Source organism: Ruegeria sp. AN6 (assembly GCF_056540425.1).
The window spans coordinates 607,088-622,365 of record NZ_JBQFWR010000001.1; the positions used below are offsets into that span (position 1 = coordinate 607,088).

At 55.7% G+C, this 15,278-nt stretch carries 16 protein-coding genes and 1 tRNA gene; 11 read left to right on the forward strand and 6 right to left on the reverse strand.

What is annotated here, in order from left to right; genetic code table 11:
* The first annotated feature begins 194 nt into the window (after positions 1–194).
* The 3 genes from ACR0MQ_RS02990 (at position 195) to cls (ending at position 4,245) form a co-directional block, all read left to right on the forward strand.
* Positions 195–1,763, forward strand: a complete 1,569-nt coding sequence (locus tag ACR0MQ_RS02990) for an arylsulfatase (RefSeq protein WP_037321012.1) — start codon at positions 195–197, stop codon at positions 1,761–1,763.
* A gap of 72 nt (positions 1,764–1,835) precedes the next feature.
* On the forward strand, positions 1,836–2,810 hold the full coding sequence (locus tag ACR0MQ_RS02995; RefSeq protein ID WP_480605827.1) for an HAD family hydrolase: 975 nt from the start codon (positions 1,836–1,838) through the stop codon (positions 2,808–2,810).
* A gap of 22 nt (positions 2,811–2,832) precedes the next feature.
* On the forward strand, positions 2,833–4,245 hold the full coding sequence (gene cls / locus ACR0MQ_RS03000) for a cardiolipin synthase (protein ID WP_010440246.1): 1,413 nt from the start codon (positions 2,833–2,835) through the stop codon (positions 4,243–4,245).
* Here cls and ACR0MQ_RS03005 read toward each other — a convergent pair.
* On the reverse strand, positions 4,242–4,676 hold the full coding sequence (locus ACR0MQ_RS03005; RefSeq protein WP_029621819.1) for an ion channel: 435 nt from the start codon (positions 4,674–4,676) through the stop codon (positions 4,242–4,244). The genes cls and ACR0MQ_RS03005 overlap by 4 nt on opposite strands.
* A 157-nt stretch (positions 4,677–4,833) precedes the next feature.
* On the opposite strand from ACR0MQ_RS03005, the gene ACR0MQ_RS03010 reads away from it, so the two are divergent.
* Genes ACR0MQ_RS03010 through ACR0MQ_RS03020 form a run of 3 tightly spaced genes read left to right on the forward strand, consistent with a single transcriptional unit; the run spans position 4,834 to position 8,916 of the window.
* Positions 4,834–5,481: an ABC transporter ATP-binding protein gene (locus ACR0MQ_RS03010; RefSeq protein ID WP_170774121.1), complete on the forward strand. Its 648-nt coding sequence runs from the start codon at positions 4,834–4,836 to the stop codon at positions 5,479–5,481.
* Positions 5,478–7,892, forward strand: a complete 2,415-nt coding sequence (locus ACR0MQ_RS03015; protein WP_170774119.1) for an FtsX-like permease family protein — start codon at positions 5,478–5,480, stop codon at positions 7,890–7,892. The genes ACR0MQ_RS03010 and ACR0MQ_RS03015 overlap by 4 nt, the downstream gene beginning before the upstream one ends.
* Positions 7,882–8,916, forward strand: coding sequence for a lipocalin-like domain-containing protein (locus tag ACR0MQ_RS03020; RefSeq protein ID WP_480605830.1), 1,035 nt, complete (start codon positions 7,882–7,884; stop codon positions 8,914–8,916). Before ACR0MQ_RS03015 ends, ACR0MQ_RS03020 begins: the two co-directional genes overlap by 11 nt.
* Before the next feature lie 271 nt (positions 8,917–9,187).
* Here the strand turns inward: ACR0MQ_RS03020 and ACR0MQ_RS03025 are convergent.
* A tRNA-Leu gene (locus ACR0MQ_RS03025) sits at positions 9,188–9,273 on the reverse strand.
* Positions 9,274–9,418: 145 nt separating this feature from the next.
* Between ACR0MQ_RS03025 and ACR0MQ_RS03030 the strand changes: the two genes are divergently transcribed.
* Positions 9,419–9,997: a YqaA family protein gene (locus ACR0MQ_RS03030; RefSeq protein ID WP_170774115.1), complete on the forward strand. Its 579-nt coding sequence runs from the start codon at positions 9,419–9,421 to the stop codon at positions 9,995–9,997.
* The gene (locus ACR0MQ_RS03035) at positions 9,994–10,455 is read left to right on the forward strand and encodes a disulfide bond formation protein B (RefSeq protein WP_170774113.1); all 462 of its coding nucleotides are present in this window, start codon (positions 9,994–9,996) and stop codon (positions 10,453–10,455) included. Before ACR0MQ_RS03030 ends, ACR0MQ_RS03035 begins: the two co-directional genes overlap by 4 nt.
* 3 nt (positions 10,456–10,458) lie before the next feature.
* On the opposite strand, the gene ACR0MQ_RS03040 is transcribed toward ACR0MQ_RS03035, so the two are convergent.
* The gene (locus ACR0MQ_RS03040) at positions 10,459–11,046 is read right to left on the reverse strand and encodes an HNH endonuclease (RefSeq protein ID WP_010440254.1); all 588 of its coding nucleotides are present in this window, start codon (positions 11,044–11,046) and stop codon (positions 10,459–10,461) included.
* 212 nt (positions 11,047–11,258) lie between these two features.
* Between ACR0MQ_RS03040 and ACR0MQ_RS03045 the strand changes: the two genes are divergently transcribed.
* Together ACR0MQ_RS03045 and ACR0MQ_RS03050 are read left to right on the forward strand one after the other, a co-directional pair.
* On the forward strand, positions 11,259–11,864 hold the full coding sequence (locus ACR0MQ_RS03045; RefSeq protein ID WP_480605833.1) for an rRNA large subunit pseudouridine synthase E: 606 nt from the start codon (positions 11,259–11,261) through the stop codon (positions 11,862–11,864).
* Between the two features lie 31 nt (positions 11,865–11,895).
* The gene (locus tag ACR0MQ_RS03050) at positions 11,896–12,321 is read left to right on the forward strand and encodes a VOC family protein (protein WP_480605836.1); all 426 of its coding nucleotides are present in this window, start codon (positions 11,896–11,898) and stop codon (positions 12,319–12,321) included.
* A gap of 4 nt (positions 12,322–12,325) precedes the next feature.
* Here the strand turns inward: ACR0MQ_RS03050 and ACR0MQ_RS03055 are convergent, their stop codons facing one another.
* From ACR0MQ_RS03055 to ACR0MQ_RS03065, 3 genes are read right to left on the reverse strand one after another with little or no spacing between them, the layout of a single operon-like run.
* A complete protein-coding gene (locus ACR0MQ_RS03055; protein WP_480605839.1) occupies positions 12,326–12,628 on the reverse strand; it encodes a putative quinol monooxygenase in 303 nt (100 codons plus the stop codon).
* A gap of 29 nt (positions 12,629–12,657) precedes the next feature.
* Positions 12,658–13,323, reverse strand: coding sequence for an alpha/beta hydrolase (locus tag ACR0MQ_RS03060; RefSeq protein ID WP_010440258.1), 666 nt, complete (start codon positions 13,321–13,323; stop codon positions 12,658–12,660).
* Complete coding sequence (locus ACR0MQ_RS03065) at positions 13,320–13,952, reverse strand: DNA-3-methyladenine glycosylase family protein (protein ID WP_170539885.1); 633 nt, start codon at positions 13,950–13,952, stop codon at positions 13,320–13,322. The genes ACR0MQ_RS03060 and ACR0MQ_RS03065 overlap by 4 nt, the downstream gene beginning before the upstream one ends.
* Before the next feature lie 98 nt (positions 13,953–14,050).
* Between ACR0MQ_RS03065 and ACR0MQ_RS03070 the strand changes: the two genes are divergently transcribed.
* Complete coding sequence (locus ACR0MQ_RS03070; RefSeq protein ID WP_170774104.1) at positions 14,051–15,277, forward strand: MFS transporter; 1,227 nt, start codon at positions 14,051–14,053, stop codon at positions 15,275–15,277.
* The last annotated feature ends 1 nt before the right edge of the window (position 15,278 follow it).

The following is a 15,278-nucleotide window of genomic DNA, read 5'->3' on the forward strand; positions in this document are numbered from 1 at the left end:
CGCTTAAAGTAGTTCTGTTCGATTCCCGGTCCATTACATATTTTTTCTTCCGGTAATCAACAGTTTGCACGCGGCTATCGAGTTCAATTTAGCCGCTGCCTCTAAAACTAAATTTACTGGGCCATTAAGGCTCGTTTAATCAGGAGCACCCTATGTCACCTCCACAAATGATTGCATATAGCTGGCGCAAATCGATGCGCAAGTTCGCAGTGGCAACCGTTGCTGTTGCGCTTGCACTTCCCGCCTGGGCGCAGGATCAAAAACCTAATATTCTTGTGATATGGGGCGATGACATTGGGCAATCGAATATCTCAGCCTACACCATGGGCCTCATGGGATATCAGACACCCAATATCGATCGCGTGGCCAATGAGGGCATGATCTTCACCGATTACTATGGTGAGCAATCCTGCACTGCTGGTCGCTCATCCTATATCATGGGACAGTCCGTGTTCCGGACAGGCCTGTCGAAGGTCGGTCTTCCGGGGGCTGATCTTGGCATGCAGGTCGAAGACCCAACCATACCTGGTTTGTTGAAAGACCACGGTTATGTCACTGGTCAGTTTGGCAAAAACCATCTTGGAGACAAGGATGAACACTTGCCAACAAACCACGGTTTTGATGAGTTTTTTGGCAATCTCTATCACTTGAATGCTGAAGAAGAACCAGAAAACGAGGACTATCCGGGTGACCGGGTATTGGCTGATGGCCGCACCTTCCGCGAGGCGTATGGGCCGCGCGGCGTTATCAAATCAAAGTCAGATGGTACCATAGAAGACACGGGACCATTGACCCGCAAACGCATGGAAACTGTCGATGACGAAACCGTGGCGGCGGCGATTGATTTCATCAAGCGGGCACATGAGCAAGGGCAACCCTTCTATGTCTGGTGGAATGGTACCCGCATGCATTTCCGTACCCACGTCAAAGACGAGATGCGCGCAAAAGCCAATGAAATCTCAGGTCGCGTTGCGGATGAATACACCGCAGGCATGATCGAACATGATATGCATGTGGGTCAGCTGCTGGATCTGCTGGACGAGCTTGGCATCGCCGACAATACCATAGTTCACTATTCCACAGACAACGGTCCGCACATGAACACATGGCCCGATGCGGCCGCAACGCCGTTCTGGGGTGAAAAGAACACCAACTGGGAAGGCGGATGGCGCGTTCCCTCGATGGTCCGCTGGCCCGGTCAAATCGAAGCCGGATCTGTCACCAACGAGATCGTGCACCACATGGACTGGTTGCCAACATACCTCGCGGTCGCCGGTGATCCCGAAATTAAGGACAAGTTGAAGGCAGGTTATAGCTCGTCTGGCATGGGGCGCGAATACAAGGTGCACCTGGATGGCTATAACATCCTGCCTCTGTTGACTGGTGAGACTGCCGAAAGTCCTCGCAAAGAGATTTTCTATTTCTCGGATGACGGAGACCTAACGGCGCTGCGCTTCGAAGACTGGAAGCTAATATTCCTGGAGCAGAAAGCCTGGGCAACTCTGAGGGCCTGGATCGAACCTTGGACCGAGCTGCGCATACCCTTGATCGTCAACCTGCGCCGTGATCCGTATGAGCGAGCCTACCGGACCTCTAACACCTATTACGATTGGCTGTTGGACCGAGCCTATTTCCTAGTTCCAGCGCAGCAGTATGTTGGTAGTTTCCTGAGCACATTCCAGGAATTCCCACCACGTCAGAAAGCGGCCAGCTTCAACTTGGATCAGGTTATGGAGAAGCTAACAACACCGACCAACAATTAGGCCTTGAATGTAACTCTTAGGGTCGCCCTCTACAGGGCGGCCTTTTTCCTTTTTGAAAATGTCGAGAGTCATATGCGATACGCCGCTCTAGCTGCCGTGCTCAGCTGCACCCCCCTTACACTGTTCGCAGACCCACTTCCGAGTTGGAACGCTTCTGATTCAAAAAATACGATTATTGAGTTCATAGGCAACGTCACAGATCCAAGAGGGCCGAACTATGTCACCCCCGCCGACCGGATTGCGGTGTTTGACAATGACGGCACGCTCTGGGCTGAACAACCGGTTTATTTTCAATTCATATTTGCCATGGACCAACTGGCAGAGCTTGCTGCACAAGACCCGTCGATCTTATCGACGCCAGCCCTGAAAGCGGCTGCCGAGGGTGATTTGCAAACCATTCTGGAAGGCGGGCACGACGCTCTGATCGAAGTGGTTAACGCGTCGCATTCCGGCAGCAGCGTTGAAGTGTTCCAGGCGTCGGTGGCCGACTGGCTGGGCACTGCACGACATCCCGAGACCGATCTGCCTTACGACCAGATGACCTATCAGCCGATGGTCGAGCTGTTGCGTTACCTGCGGGATAAAGATTTCAAAACCTATATCGTTTCGGGCGGAGGCCTGCATTTCATGCGCGTATTCGCCGAACAGGCATATGGCATCCCGCCCGAACAGATTCTGGGCACGTATGGAGAAACAACCTATGACAGCGTGGACGGCACACCTGTAATCAACAAGGCCCCCGGCATCGCCTTCATCGATGACAAAGAAGGCAAGCCAATCAATATCGAGCGCACCATCGGCAAGCGCCCCATATTTGCTGGGGGAAACTCGGACGGGGATTTTGCCATGCTTGAATGGACCACCGCAGGCGACGGGCCACGGCTGGGCGTTTTGATACACCACACTGATGCGGACCGTGAATGGGCCTATGACCGCGAAAGTCCGATCGGTCGGCTGGTCGACGGGTTGGATAAAGGCCCTGACATGGGGTGGGTCATCGTTGATATGGCCAATGACTGGTCGCGCATCTACACTGGGGCCAACTAACAAACCGGATCATTGCGCACCCATGTGGACATTGCTCGTTTCGTTTTTTCTGTTTGCGCTCTATTGCCTAGCGGTCGTTTTTTCCGTGCGCGCTGCTCAAACGGCGCGCACACCTCAGGGTGCAGTTGGGTGGGTGGTTTTCCTGCTGTCAGCGCCGGTGTTTGGCGTTCCTTTCTATCTGTTTCTGGGGCACCACCGCTTCAAAGGCTATCGCATCGCGCGACAGGAAAGCGAACGTGTGGTGGAAGGGATCAAAACCTTTGCCGACTACTCGAAACCTGATCCTAAGACGATGCGCATCAATCCGCGGCCATTCGAGGCTCTGGCACACCTACCCGTCTCACGCGGCAATGGGGCCGAATTACTGATTGATGGTGATGTCACGTTTCAGTCAATACTGGACGCAATCGACGGGGCAAAGAATTATGTCCTGATCCAATTCTACATCGTGCGCGATGATGAGCTGGGGCGAAAAGTACAAGATCGGCTGATTGCAGCGGTCAAACGCGGCGTTCATGTTCGGTTTATGACTGATGCCGTAGGCAGCTATGGCCTGCCGTCGAGCTATCTGGAAACACTGCGCGGGTCGGGTGTGGATGTGGCTGATCCGCGCGAACAGCGCGGGCCGAACTTCCGCTTTCAACTCAATTATCGCAACCATCGAAAGACCGTGATCATTGACGGTGAGACAGGCTTCATCGGCGGCCACAACGTTGGTGTCGAGTATCTGGGGCAAAGCCCTCGGTTCGGGCGTTGGCGGGACACGCATATTAAGATGACCGGTCACGTTGTGCGGCAGTTGCAACTGATCTTTACCGAAGATTGGCACTGGGCACGCAACGAAGACCTGATCGATAAGCTCGATTGGGCAGGCAGCGAATCTGAACAGGATATGAACGCGTTGCTGGTCGCTACTGGTCCGGGCGATGATACCGAAACCGGCGCGATGATGTTCTTTTCTGCCATCGCCGAGGCCAAGGAACGGCTGTGGATCGCCTCACCGTATTTTGTGCCCGACATCGACATCATGACCGCGTTGCAACACGCGGCGTTGCGCGGCGTGGATGTGCGGATACTCGTGCCCGATGTCATTGACCATCGCCTGCCCTGGTTAGCGGCATTTGCGTATTTCGATGAAATTCGCGACTGCGGTGCACGTGTGTTTCGCTATACCGATGGCTTTATGCATCAGAAAGTGTTTGTCGTTGACGATACACTGGCAGCTGTTGGTACCACCAATCTGGACAACCGATCTTTCCGTCTGAACTTTGAGGCGATGGCGCTGTTTTTTGATCCCCGCGCGGCACGTGCTGTATCTGACATGCTGGAAACCGATTTCCATTCTAGCTACGAGTTGACGCGCGACCTGCCTCAGCAGCCGTTTCACATCCGGTTTTTCGCGCCAATCGCGCGATTGTTCGCGCCGATCCTTTAGTTCAGGAACCGTTCTTCAAACACCCGCGTCATTAGGGCGACGAGGAATGCCGTAGACAACCCAAAGGCCAGAAGTCCAGTAACCGAGGCGAATGCGCCGAAAATACGCAAACCTTCGCCCAATACGATGTCTCCGTAACCCAGCGTCGTGAAAGTCACCAACGAGAAATAAAGGGCCGAATTCCAATCCGGCAGCACGTCGCCCCACACCCATACAATCGCCCAGATCCAAACTTGTACCGTATGGGTAAGCACAATGAACATAAGCGCTACGCTGATCGGGCCCGCAGTTGCCAGGATCGTGCTCCGGGTCTCCCATCTTTCGACGAGTTTGCGAATGACCAGAACGCACCATGTCAGCAGCATGATTTCGATCAGAAAACAAATACCTAAGTAAAAGCTGCCCCAAATAATCTGCTGCGACAATGTCATATAGATGGCCTTTGTTCCGATTGCAGCCAGCATGGAACTTTCGCGCGCGCTGAACAACCCCGCGCTCAAGGTGCGGGCTGCGGCGAATAGAACCGATCTCTGCTCTGGACACTGTTTCGTTGCGCTGCACATTGTGACAGAACGAATGAGTGTTCAAATGTTGCTATCGATTGATCACGTCCAAAAATCCTATCCCGGCGGACGCCCGGTCCTGAATGATGTCTCGCTGACCTTGGAACAAGGCCAGACCCTGGCGCTGACCGGGGAAAGCGGCAGCGGCAAAAGCACTTTGCTGCACTTGGTTGCCGCTTTGGATGGGTTCGATGGCGGGGAAATCAACCTGGATGGAAGGCCCATGTCGTCTCTGAATGACATTGAGCGTGCTGCCTTGCGCCGAAATACGCTGTCATTGGTGTTCCAACAGTTTAATCTGATCCCGTCGCTGACCATCGCTCAAAACCTTTCAATCCACGCGCGGCTTGCTGAACGTGAGGACCCAGAGTGGATCGAGCATCTGACCAAGCGTCTTGGACTGGCCGATCTGCGGAACCGCTACCCTGAACAGCTATCGGGTGGGCAGCAACAGCGCGTTGCCATCGGGCGGGCCATGGCGATCCGGCCGCGATTACTGCTGGCCGATGAACCGACGGGTAATCTGGATGAGACAGCAAGCGCGGTAGTGCTGGATCTGATGCTTTCATTGGTGGCAGATACAGGGGCCGGCCTCTTGCTGGTCACTCACTCGAACGAGATCGCCAGCAGACTGGACCGTCGTGCCCATCTGACGGGCGGACGGATCGAATGACACGCGCTGCAGTCCAGGCGTTGCTGTCCCATTGGCGCGCGCATCCGTTGCAGTTGCTGACCCTTCTGACCGGCATCGCGCTGGCAACCTGCCTCTGGTCGGCGGTACAAGCGATCAACGCCGAGGCGCGTGCCAGTTATGAGCGCGCCAGCGCACAGCTTGCCATTGGACAGTTTGACGAGCTGCGCGCGACCGGGTCCATGATCCCTCTGAAGCGATATACGGAACTCAGGCGCGCAGGCTGGCAGGTGGCCGCGGTGCTCGAAGGCACGCTGCGCGTAAATGGCCGTTCAATACGCTTAATGGGCGTGGATTTGGTCGCTTATCCTGCCCTGCCCGCCATTCTGCAACTCGAGCAAAGCACCAATGCGCCGGATCCGGCTGATATGCTGACAGCTCCGGGACGGCTGCTGATGTCGCCCCAACTTTCACAGGTATTTCAATCCGCTGACCGATTTCCACCTATTCTTACCAGCGGCGCGCTACCGCCTGATCTGGTCCTTACAGATATCGGAGTAGCCGAGCAACTGCTCAACCGCCCCAATCAAATATCCCGTCTGATAATTTTGCCGGATCAGCCTCGCAAATTGCCAGCTCTGTCGGAAATCGCACCTGAACTGCAACGTATTGCACCATCTTCACAATTGGACACCGCCCAACTCACTGACAGTTTTCACCTGAACCTGACTGCTTTTGGTCTGCTGTCATTCGCAGTTGGTTTGTTCATCGTCCACGGTACCGTCGGCCTAGCTTTCGCACAGAGGCGCGGCACAATCCGAACATTGCGGGCCTTGGGTCTTCCAATGCGGAACCTGATCGGAATTGTTCTCGGTGAACTTTTGTTGCTGGCTCTGATCGGAGGCCTATTCGGGCTTGTGCTGGGATATTTCCTTGCCGGCGCGCTTCTTCCAGACGTTGCTTCGACCTTACGCGGCCTCTACGGAGCACCAATCGACGGGCAAATGTCACTGCGCCCTCAATGGGTCGCCGCAGGTCTTGCCATGGCAACAGGTGGCACTTTGGCTGCAAGCGGGCAAGCGCTCTGGCGGCTTTCCCGCATGCCCATACTCGCCGGACCCGGCTTGCAGGCCTGGGGAGGCGGAAAGATATCTGCCTGGATTTCTGGCGGATTTGGATTCGCTTTGATTGCTTTGGGCATCATTGCCTACATTACTTTCGGTGGTCTTATTGCCGGATTTGCACTGCTCGCCGGGGCACTGACTGGGGCTGCATTGGTACTGCCACTCTTCATTTCAGCTGTGTTGCGCCTGTTGAGCCAAAAGGCAAGAACGCCGGTCACACAATGGGTCCTTGCCGATATGCGCGCGCAACTGCCCGGCCTTTCCTTGGCGCTAATGGCCCTATTGCTGGCGCTGGCGGCTAATATCGGAGTTGGAACCATGGTTTCCAGTTTCCGCCTGACCTTCACCGGATGGCTGGATCAACGTCTAACTTCGGAGCTTTACGTGACCGCTGCGGATGAAACCCAAGCTGAGGCGATTACCCAATGGCTTGCACCAAGAACTTCAGCAATCCTTCCGATCCGCAGCACCGAGATACCGCACGAAACCGGACCGCTTTTCCTGTATGGGATCGTCGATCACCAAAGCTATCGCCAAAACTGGCCACTGATCGCTAAAGAACCTGATGTCTGGGACAGCGTCCTGAACCGGGGTGCAATTCTGATCAACGAACAACTTGCCCGCCGTGCGAATTTGTGGCCGGGAGATACGGTCGCGATCACGCCAGAGCACGTTCTGACCATAAGCGGGGTCTATTCCGACTACGGGAACCCAACCGGACAGGCGATCGTATCAATGCCAATGTTGGATCGGATAGCTCCGGATACGGAAACCCGGCGCTTTGGAATCCGCATTGCGCCAGAGAAAGCCACGGAGTTGGCGCAAGCGTTGCGTGCCCAGTTTGAACTGTCGCCCACGGCCGTGGTGCAACAAGCTGCCATGAAGGCCCGGTCGCTTTCTATCTTTGAGAAAACCTTTGTCATCACCTCAGCCCTGAACGTGCTGACCTTAGGCGTCGCAGGATTTGCGATCTTGACCAGTTTGCTGACGTTGTGGACCCAACGCTTGCCGCAGGTCGCGCCGGTTTGGGCGTTGGGTCTGACACGTTCGAAACTTGCCCAGCTGGAACTTTTGCGCAGCGCTCTGCTTGCTGCTTTAACTGCCTGTCTGGCTTTGCCACTTGGGCTGATATTGGCCTGGGTATTGTTGGCCGTGATCAACGTACAGGCATTCGGTTGGCGTCTGCCTATGCGTCTGTTTCCGGGTGATTGGCTGGCGCTGTTTCTGCTGACATTGATTGCCGCGACTCTTGCCGCCGCTTGGCCTGCCTGGCGATTACTCCGCCTGCCACCTGCGGCTTTGCTACAGGTTTTTGCCAATGAACGTTAGAGCTTTCTTCCTATTCTTAATGTTCCCCATAGCCAGTTGGGCACAAGGCTATGCCGGACTGGGAGGTAATGCCGAGGGGTTTGCGCGGCCTGAAGCAGGTTACCAATTCCAGTTCCCGAAAGATCACGGCCCGCACCCTTCTTACCGGATAGAATGGTGGTATCTGACTGCAAATCTCAAAGACGCAGAAGGCAATGACTATGGTGTTCAATGGACTTTATTCCGGTCGGCCCTGAAACCAACTGAGATAGAGGGCTGGCAGAGCCCTCAGATCTGGATGGGTCACGCAGCAGTAACAACATCAGACACGCACTATTTCGCGGAACGGCTATCCCGTGGAGGTATCGGACAGGCCGGTGCCACCGCCCAACCTTTCGAAGCCTGGATCGACGAGTGGCATATGCGTGGAGGCGATTTAACCCAATTGAGTCTAAGCGCGACAGGATCGGAATTTGGTTACGACCTAAGCCTACAAGCGCAAGGCCCATTGGTGTTCCACGGGGACAGGGGATATTCCGTGAAATCTGCCGATGGGCAGGCCAGCTACTATTATTCACAGCCATTCTACACAGTAGAAGGTATCCTTCACCTACCAGACCAAGACATCGAAGTGACTGGGCAGGGCTGGCTGGACCGCGAATGGTCCTCGCAACCTTTGGCAGAAGATCAAAACGGTTGGGACTGGTTTTCGCTCAGCTTTGACAGCGGCGACAAATTGATGGCGTTTCGCCTGCGTGGGGAACGTGGGGATTTCACAGCTGCCACATGGATCGAGGCGGATGGGCAAACAACATCTCTGCCGGACGGTTCGGTACTATTGACACCACTAGAAACAAACCGCATCGCTCAGCGCGAAATACCTACCAGATGGCAAATATCACTACCTGAGAAAGGTATTGATGTAGTTGCATCGGCCCTGACGCCCAAAGCCTGGATGGGGACTCGGTTCAAGTATTGGGAAGGCCCTGTCACGATCTCTGGCAGCCATTTAGGACGGGGGTATCTGGAAATGACCGGGTATTGAATAAGAACCAACTACCCTTGAAGATCAGTTGAGATGCCCATCGAGAGCATTCGATACTCAAACCAATACGACGAATACCAAACAAAATAAGATATTTACCGAATACTCAAAAGATTCGATTTTTCTGAACGTCTAACCGGTCACCGAATAATGTATCTTGATATCGCCAAATTACCGACTAGCGCAGGAATGCGAGGTTTCTCTGTGACAAAACAAAATCGCCAAAAAGAAAAAACAGCAGGCCGGTTCCCCTAACCTACTGTTTTTACTTTGGTACCCAAGGCCGGACTCGAACCGGCACGGTATCACTACCGGGGGATTTTGAATCCCCTGCGTCTACCATTCCGCCACTTGGGCCACGAACAATGGATTAGCGCTCAAGCGCAGGAAGGTCCAGAGGCAAAAAACAACCAGAGCATCGATTGTTTCGGCGACGGAGGTTGACGGTCAGGCAGGTGCGTGGTTTGCCTTGCAACAACAGTTATCAGGACAACAGTTCTTTATGTTACGACCACTTTATGACTGGACCCTTCGTCTGGCCGAACATCCTCATGCGCTGTGGGCACTGGCCATTGTGGCCTTTGTTGAAAGCTCCTTCTTTCCGATTCCACCCGACGTCCTGATGATTCCGATGATCATCGCGAAACCATCGCGCGCCTGGCTGATCGCCACCGTTGCCTTAGTGGCATCTGTACTGGGCGGAATGCTGGGTTACGCCATCGGGGCATTCTTCTACGAGAGCCTCGGGCAGCCAATTCTCGAAGCCATGGGCAAGGCCCACGCGATGGAAGAATTTAACACCCGCTTCAACGATTTCGGTTTCTGGGCCGTGCTCGCAGCCGGGGTAACTCCGTTCCCCTATAAGGTCATCACAATCATGTCCGGTTGGACCGGGATGCCGCTGGGGACTTTCATTGCCACTTCGATTCTGGCACGCGCATTGCGGTTCTTCCTTGTCGCCGGACTCCTGTGGAAATTTGGTGAGCCAATCCGCGATTTCATCGAAAAGCGGTTGGGTCTGATGTTCACCTTGTTCATCGTACTGCTGTTTGGTGGCTTCCTTGTTGTGAAATACCTATGACCAAGAAAACGCTCATACTTATTGCAACCACAGGTTCGGCCGTCCTATTGCTAGGTGCTTGGGGATTTCAATACCTCGGCGGGTTTGCACCGTGCAAAATGTGCATCTGGCAACGCTATCCGCACGGCGTGGCGATCGTTCTTGGTGTGCTCGCATTCACATTTCCGGGCATTCGACCATTGCCCCTGTTGGGAGCCCTTGCGGCAGCCACAACCGCAGGGGTCGGATTCTATCATGCGGGTGTCGAACAAGGCTGGTGGGAAGGCCCATCAACATGCACTTCTGGTGATATTGGAGGCCTCAGCGCCGAAGAACTGATGAACCAGATCATGTCCGCCCCATTAGCGCGCTGTGATGAAATTCCATGGGAAATGTTCGGGATATCAATGGCCGGCTGGAATGGATTCATCTCGGCGGGTCTGGTCCTGGTCTGGATCGCAGCTTGGCGCGTGCGTTAGGTGTTATTGCTGATCCAATTCGGCATCCCAGTACAGAAAATCAATCCAACTATCATGCAGATGGTTGGGTGGGAACTTGCGACCAATATTTCTAAGGGCTTCAGCGTCCGGCTGACGCGGCGGTTTGCTCAGGGACATTCTGGCTTGTCGAAGTGACTTTGACCCCTTGCGCAGATTGCAGGGGCTGCAGGCTGCCACGACGTTCTGCCAACTGGTCACACCTCCGGCAGCGCGCGGGACGACGTGATCAAAGGTCAGTTCTCCACGGCTCCCGCAGTACTGGCATTTGAATTCGTCCCTCAAAAATAAATTAAAGCGCGTGAAGGCCACGCGCTTTCTGGGTTTTACATAATCTTTCAGGACAACGACCGAAGGTATTCGAATTTCGGTGCTCGGGCTTCGGACGACCTCGTCGTACTCGGCCACAATATCCACCCTGTCCAACCAGGCCGCCTTGATCGCCTCTTGCCAGGGCCACAGAGATAACGGGTAATACGAAAGCGGGCGATAATCGGCGTTCAGAACCAATGCCGGATGATGCCTTAGCGCACCGGGTTCCCTGACAAATTCGGTCCTGAAGTCTCCGTCCATAACAGAATCGCTCCTCGCTCTGTACTGCCCGTTTATGACATCAGAGCGGGGAACACCCGCCCCGGCCTTAACTTAACTATATATCGTGTTAAAACTCTGACAAGTCCCGATTTTACACAACATCTCGAGTAATGCTTAGGCCGATTCCGTAACAGATAAGTAACATTTATCCACAGGTTGCGCTGCCGTGGTCCGGGCGGTATGGCGGGGGCATGTCCTGGTTTATCCGCTTTAACAAACCTTATGATGTGTTGCCGCAGTTCACAGACCGCGCCAATGCGGATTCACCTCGCAGCACGCTGTCGGATTTCATCGATCTGCCCGGCGTCTATCCTGCCGGGCGTTTGGATCGGGACAGCGAAGGTTTGATGCTGCTGACCGACAATGGGAAGTTGCAGGCACAGATATCCGATCCCAAGCACAAGATGGCCAAGACCTACTGGGTTCAAGTCGAGGGTATCCCGGATGGGGCCGTGCTGAAGGCACTGCGCGATGGGATTGAGCTAAAGGACGGGCTGACACGCCCTGCCAAGGCCCGTCTGATTGACGAACCCGAAGGCTTATGGCCCCGAAACCCGCCGATACGTGCCCGCCAGACCGTACCGGACAGTTGGGTCGAACTGACCATACGCGAGGGCCGCAATCGTCAGGTTCGCCGGATGACCGCAGCAGTCGGACATCCAACTCTGCGCCTGATCCGTGCACGGATCGGCGACTGGTATTTGGACGGCCTCGACCCCGGTCAGTGGGACAGCCTGCCGATGCCTTCTATAAGTGCAGCGCCAGCGCGCAAACGCGACCGACGTCCGCGTCGATGACAAAAACTGCGTGATGTGATATACTTACGGCATGAAAGTCACACCAGACATTCCTGCCCCGTCGGCGATCCTTGAAGCCGCACTTTATGTCGACGATCTGGACGCGGCCGAGGATTTCTACGGTCAAATACTGGGCCTCGAAAAGATTCAGCGCGCAACCAACCGCCATGTCTTCTATCGGATCGGCGGGTCAGTCCTGTTGTTGTTCATTGCCGACGAGACCGAAAAACCGCCGAGCAACCCGGAACTTCCGGTCCCACCACATGGCGCTCGCGGCCCCGGACACGTATGTCTTGTCCTCACCCGCGACGAGATCGCAGTGATGCGCAAGCACCTGTTGGACTGGAACATCCCTATCGACGCCGAATTTGACTGGCCCAATGGGGCCTTGTCGCTGTATGTGCGAGACTCGGCGGGCAATTCGGTCGAGTTCTCAGAAGGTTGGTTGTGGGACTGACCGGCTAGCGCAGCGGCTGCTTTTCGCCCCCGATCACGCGGTAGATCTCGCTTGAGGTCACGCCGACCTCACCCAATTCAGCCTGAAACGCGGCCATATGCGGGGTCGCAAAGTGGGCTTCCAGCGCAGTCTGATCCTGCCACTCTTCGTAAACCCGAAACCGGGTCGCATGGCCCAGAACTTGGCTGAACTCATAGACCATGCATCCTGGCTCTTTCAGGGTTTCCGCGACCATTTTCTGCGCAGCAACCGAGGCTTTTTCGACGCCTTCTTCGGCAACTTCCACAATACCTGTCACGATCAGCATCAAATGCTCCTTTAGTAGACGCGCAGAGATCAGAGGCTGAGCTTATCCCGCATGAAGGCCAGTGCAACACTCAAGCCATCCGGAGCGATCCCGTGGCCGGTGCCTTTCATCACATGGGCGTAGACCTCTTTGAAACCAGCGGCCTGCAACGCCTCAGCCGCCTCAGGCAGCGATTGCGGCGGCACCACATCATCGGCATCGCCATGCACCAGCAGCACCGGCATCCGACTGACGGTTTCGTCCGGCAACAAGTCAGGTTCCAACAACCGACCCGAGAACGCGACAATTCCGGCCACAGGATCTTCACGGCGCGGGGCGACATACAGGCTCATCATCGTACCCTGGCTGAAACCGAACAGCACAACCTGTTCGGGCAGGACATCCTCGTCAACCATCAGCGCGTCGAGGAACGCGTTGAAATCCTCGACGGCCATTTCCATACCACGGCGGGCCTCTTCTTCGGACGAGCCATCAATCCACGGAATCGGAAACCATTGAAACCCATTGGGCATACCTGGGATCTGTTCCGGCGCGTCGGGTGACACGAACAGAGTATCCGGCAGATGTTCCCCCAGCGGATCGGCCAGCCCCAAAAGGTCAGCTCCATTGGCGCCATAACCATGAACGAACACAACGACCGAGCGTGTATCCCCCGAAACCGGCTCTTTTCGGAGCGCATTCAAAACTCGTGTCATCTGATCCCTTCTCTGTCTTTTGCGACCCGGTAATAGGCCCACAGCACCCGGGCCGCAACCGATCGCCAGGGCGACCATGCTTCAGCCATCTGACGCAACTCTTTGTCTTTTGGTCGTTCTGGCAGGTCGTAAAGAATTCGAGCCGCTTCCTGCAACGCCAGATCACCCGGCGCAATCACGTCAGCGCGACCAAGCGAAAACATGGCATAAATCTCGGCGGTCCAGACACCGATTCCCGGTACCTCGGTCAGAATTGCGACCACCTCGTCATCCGGGGCATCACGAAGTGCTTTGTAGTCGATCCGCGCTTCGGCCAAGGCTCGGGCATAACGGATTTTCTGACGGCTGAGACCCACCGCCCGCAGATCATCATCCGTGGCCCAAATGATCTTACGCGGGCCGGTCAGTTTTGCGTCCTGCAACCGCTTCCAGATCGCGTTTGCCGAGGCCACGCTGACCTGTTGGCTGACAATGGCGCTGAGCAGTTGGGCAAACCCGTCAGGCTTGCGCCTAAGCGGCAGAGGGCCGGTTTGCTCCATCGCATAGGCCATACGGGGGCAGGCCCCTGCCAGCCATTCGGCCCCTTCACTCACGCAATCCGGGGTTTCGATGATGCGTCCGACGGACATGCGCTCTCCGATAAGTGATCCTCGTCCGCACGTTAGGCGGATGTGCCGCATATGCAAGCCGCTTGTGCCTAGTCTCAATCGTAGATAACCATTCGCCCATGACAATGATCGCTGCCACCCCCGACGACAGTCAGGCCAAACGAAACGTCGCCGTTCTGGTGGCGGCCCAGGCGATCTTGGGTGCGCAGATGCCAATCATGTTCATTGTCGGCGGATTGGCCGGGCAATCGCTGGCCAGCAACGCCTGCCTCGCGACGCTGCCGATTTCACTGATCGTACTGGGTTCGATGCTGGCGGCCACTCCGATCTCGGCCATCATGCAACGCTGGGGACGCCGCGCAGGGTTCCTTGTAGGCTCCACAGCGGGTGCTACCGGTGGCATTATCGGGGCTTACGGCCTCTATCTCGGCTCATTCCCTGTGTTCCTTGTTGGCAGCTTCCTGACCGGCATCTATATGAGCGCACATGGCTTCTATCGCTTTGCGGCAGCCGACACCGCTTCTGATGCGTTCCGGCCCAAGGCAATTTCTTACGTCATGGCCGGGGGGCTCGCGGCGGCCATCATTGGCCCACAGATCGTAAAGCTGACCTCGCAAGCCTATGTGATCCCGTTTCTGGGCACTTATTTGGCTGTGATTGCAATCAACGTACTGGGTTCTGCCCTTTTCCTCTTTCTTGATATTCCCACTCCACCCAAGCCTACCGAGGATGAACCCAAGGGCCGCACGCGGCTGGAGCTGCTAAAAACCCCGCGTATCGCAGTGGCGATCATCTGCGCGATGGTTTCTTACGCGCTTATGAACCTTGTGATGACATCGACACCGTTGGCTGTTGTCGGATGCGGATACACCGAAGGTGATGCCGCGGATATCGTAACCAGCCACGTACTGGCGATGTATATTCCCAGCTTTTTCACCGGCCACCTAATTGCCAGATTTGGCGTTGAAAAGATCGTGGCCCTTGGTCTGGCCATCCTCGGCGGCGCGGGCCTTGTTGCCCTGCAGGGTGTAGATCTGGGTAACTTTTTCGTCGCCCTCATCCTGCTGGGAATCGGCTGGAACTTTGGATTCATCGGCGCCACCAGCATGCTCGCCGACTCGCACGAAGTGCACGAGCGCGGGCGGATGCAGGGCCTGAACGACCTTATGGTCTTTGGCGGCGTCACCTTTGCGTCGTTGGCGTCCGGCGGGCTGATGAATTGCTCGGGCGGCTCAGCGGTCGAGGGCTGGACAGCCGTGAATTTAGCAATGATCCCGCTGCTGACACTGGCAGGAGGCGCGCTGTTGTGGCTGGTGCTAAGGCCGTCAGACCCTCAAACTGCCTGAC

Excerpts from the sequence above, each read along its gene's own strand:
- cls (WP_010440246.1), top strand. The coding sequence starts at position 2,833 with ATGTGGACATTGCTCGTTTCGTTTTTTCTGTTTGCGCTCTATTGCCTA.
- ACR0MQ_RS03010 (WP_170774121.1), top strand. The coding sequence starts at position 4,834 with ATGTTGCTATCGATTGATCACGTCCAAAAATCCTATCCCGGCGGACGC.
- ACR0MQ_RS02990 (WP_037321012.1), top strand. The coding sequence starts at position 195 with ATGCGCAAGTTCGCAGTGGCAACCGTTGCTGTTGCGCTTGCACTTCCC.
- ACR0MQ_RS03055 (WP_480605839.1), bottom strand. The coding sequence starts at position 12,628 with ATGCTGATCGTGACAGGTATTGTGGAAGTTGCCGAAGAAGGCGTCGAA.
- ACR0MQ_RS03035 (WP_170774113.1), top strand. The coding sequence starts at position 9,994 with ATGACCAAGAAAACGCTCATACTTATTGCAACCACAGGTTCGGCCGTC.
- ACR0MQ_RS03070 (WP_170774104.1), top strand. The coding sequence starts at position 14,051 with ATGACAATGATCGCTGCCACCCCCGACGACAGTCAGGCCAAACGAAAC.
- ACR0MQ_RS03060 (WP_010440258.1), bottom strand. The coding sequence starts at position 13,323 with ATGACACGAGTTTTGAATGCGCTCCGAAAAGAGCCGGTTTCGGGGGAT.
- ACR0MQ_RS03005 (WP_029621819.1), bottom strand. The coding sequence starts at position 4,676 with ATGACATTGTCGCAGCAGATTATTTGGGGCAGCTTTTACTTAGGTATT.
- ACR0MQ_RS02995 (WP_480605827.1), top strand. The coding sequence starts at position 1,836 with ATGCGATACGCCGCTCTAGCTGCCGTGCTCAGCTGCACCCCCCTTACA.
- ACR0MQ_RS03050 (WP_480605836.1), top strand. The coding sequence starts at position 11,896 with ATGAAAGTCACACCAGACATTCCTGCCCCGTCGGCGATCCTTGAAGCC.
- ACR0MQ_RS03015 (WP_170774119.1), top strand. The coding sequence starts at position 5,478 with ATGACACGCGCTGCAGTCCAGGCGTTGCTGTCCCATTGGCGCGCGCAT.
- ACR0MQ_RS03065 (WP_170539885.1), bottom strand. The coding sequence starts at position 13,952 with ATGTCCGTCGGACGCATCATCGAAACCCCGGATTGCGTGAGTGAAGGG.
- ACR0MQ_RS03020 (WP_480605830.1), top strand. The coding sequence starts at position 7,882 with ATGAACGTTAGAGCTTTCTTCCTATTCTTAATGTTCCCCATAGCCAGT.
- ACR0MQ_RS03030 (WP_170774115.1), top strand. The coding sequence starts at position 9,419 with ATGTTACGACCACTTTATGACTGGACCCTTCGTCTGGCCGAACATCCT.
- ACR0MQ_RS03045 (WP_480605833.1), top strand. The coding sequence starts at position 11,259 with ATGTCCTGGTTTATCCGCTTTAACAAACCTTATGATGTGTTGCCGCAG.
- ACR0MQ_RS03040 (WP_010440254.1), bottom strand. The coding sequence starts at position 11,046 with ATGGACGGAGACTTCAGGACCGAATTTGTCAGGGAACCCGGTGCGCTA.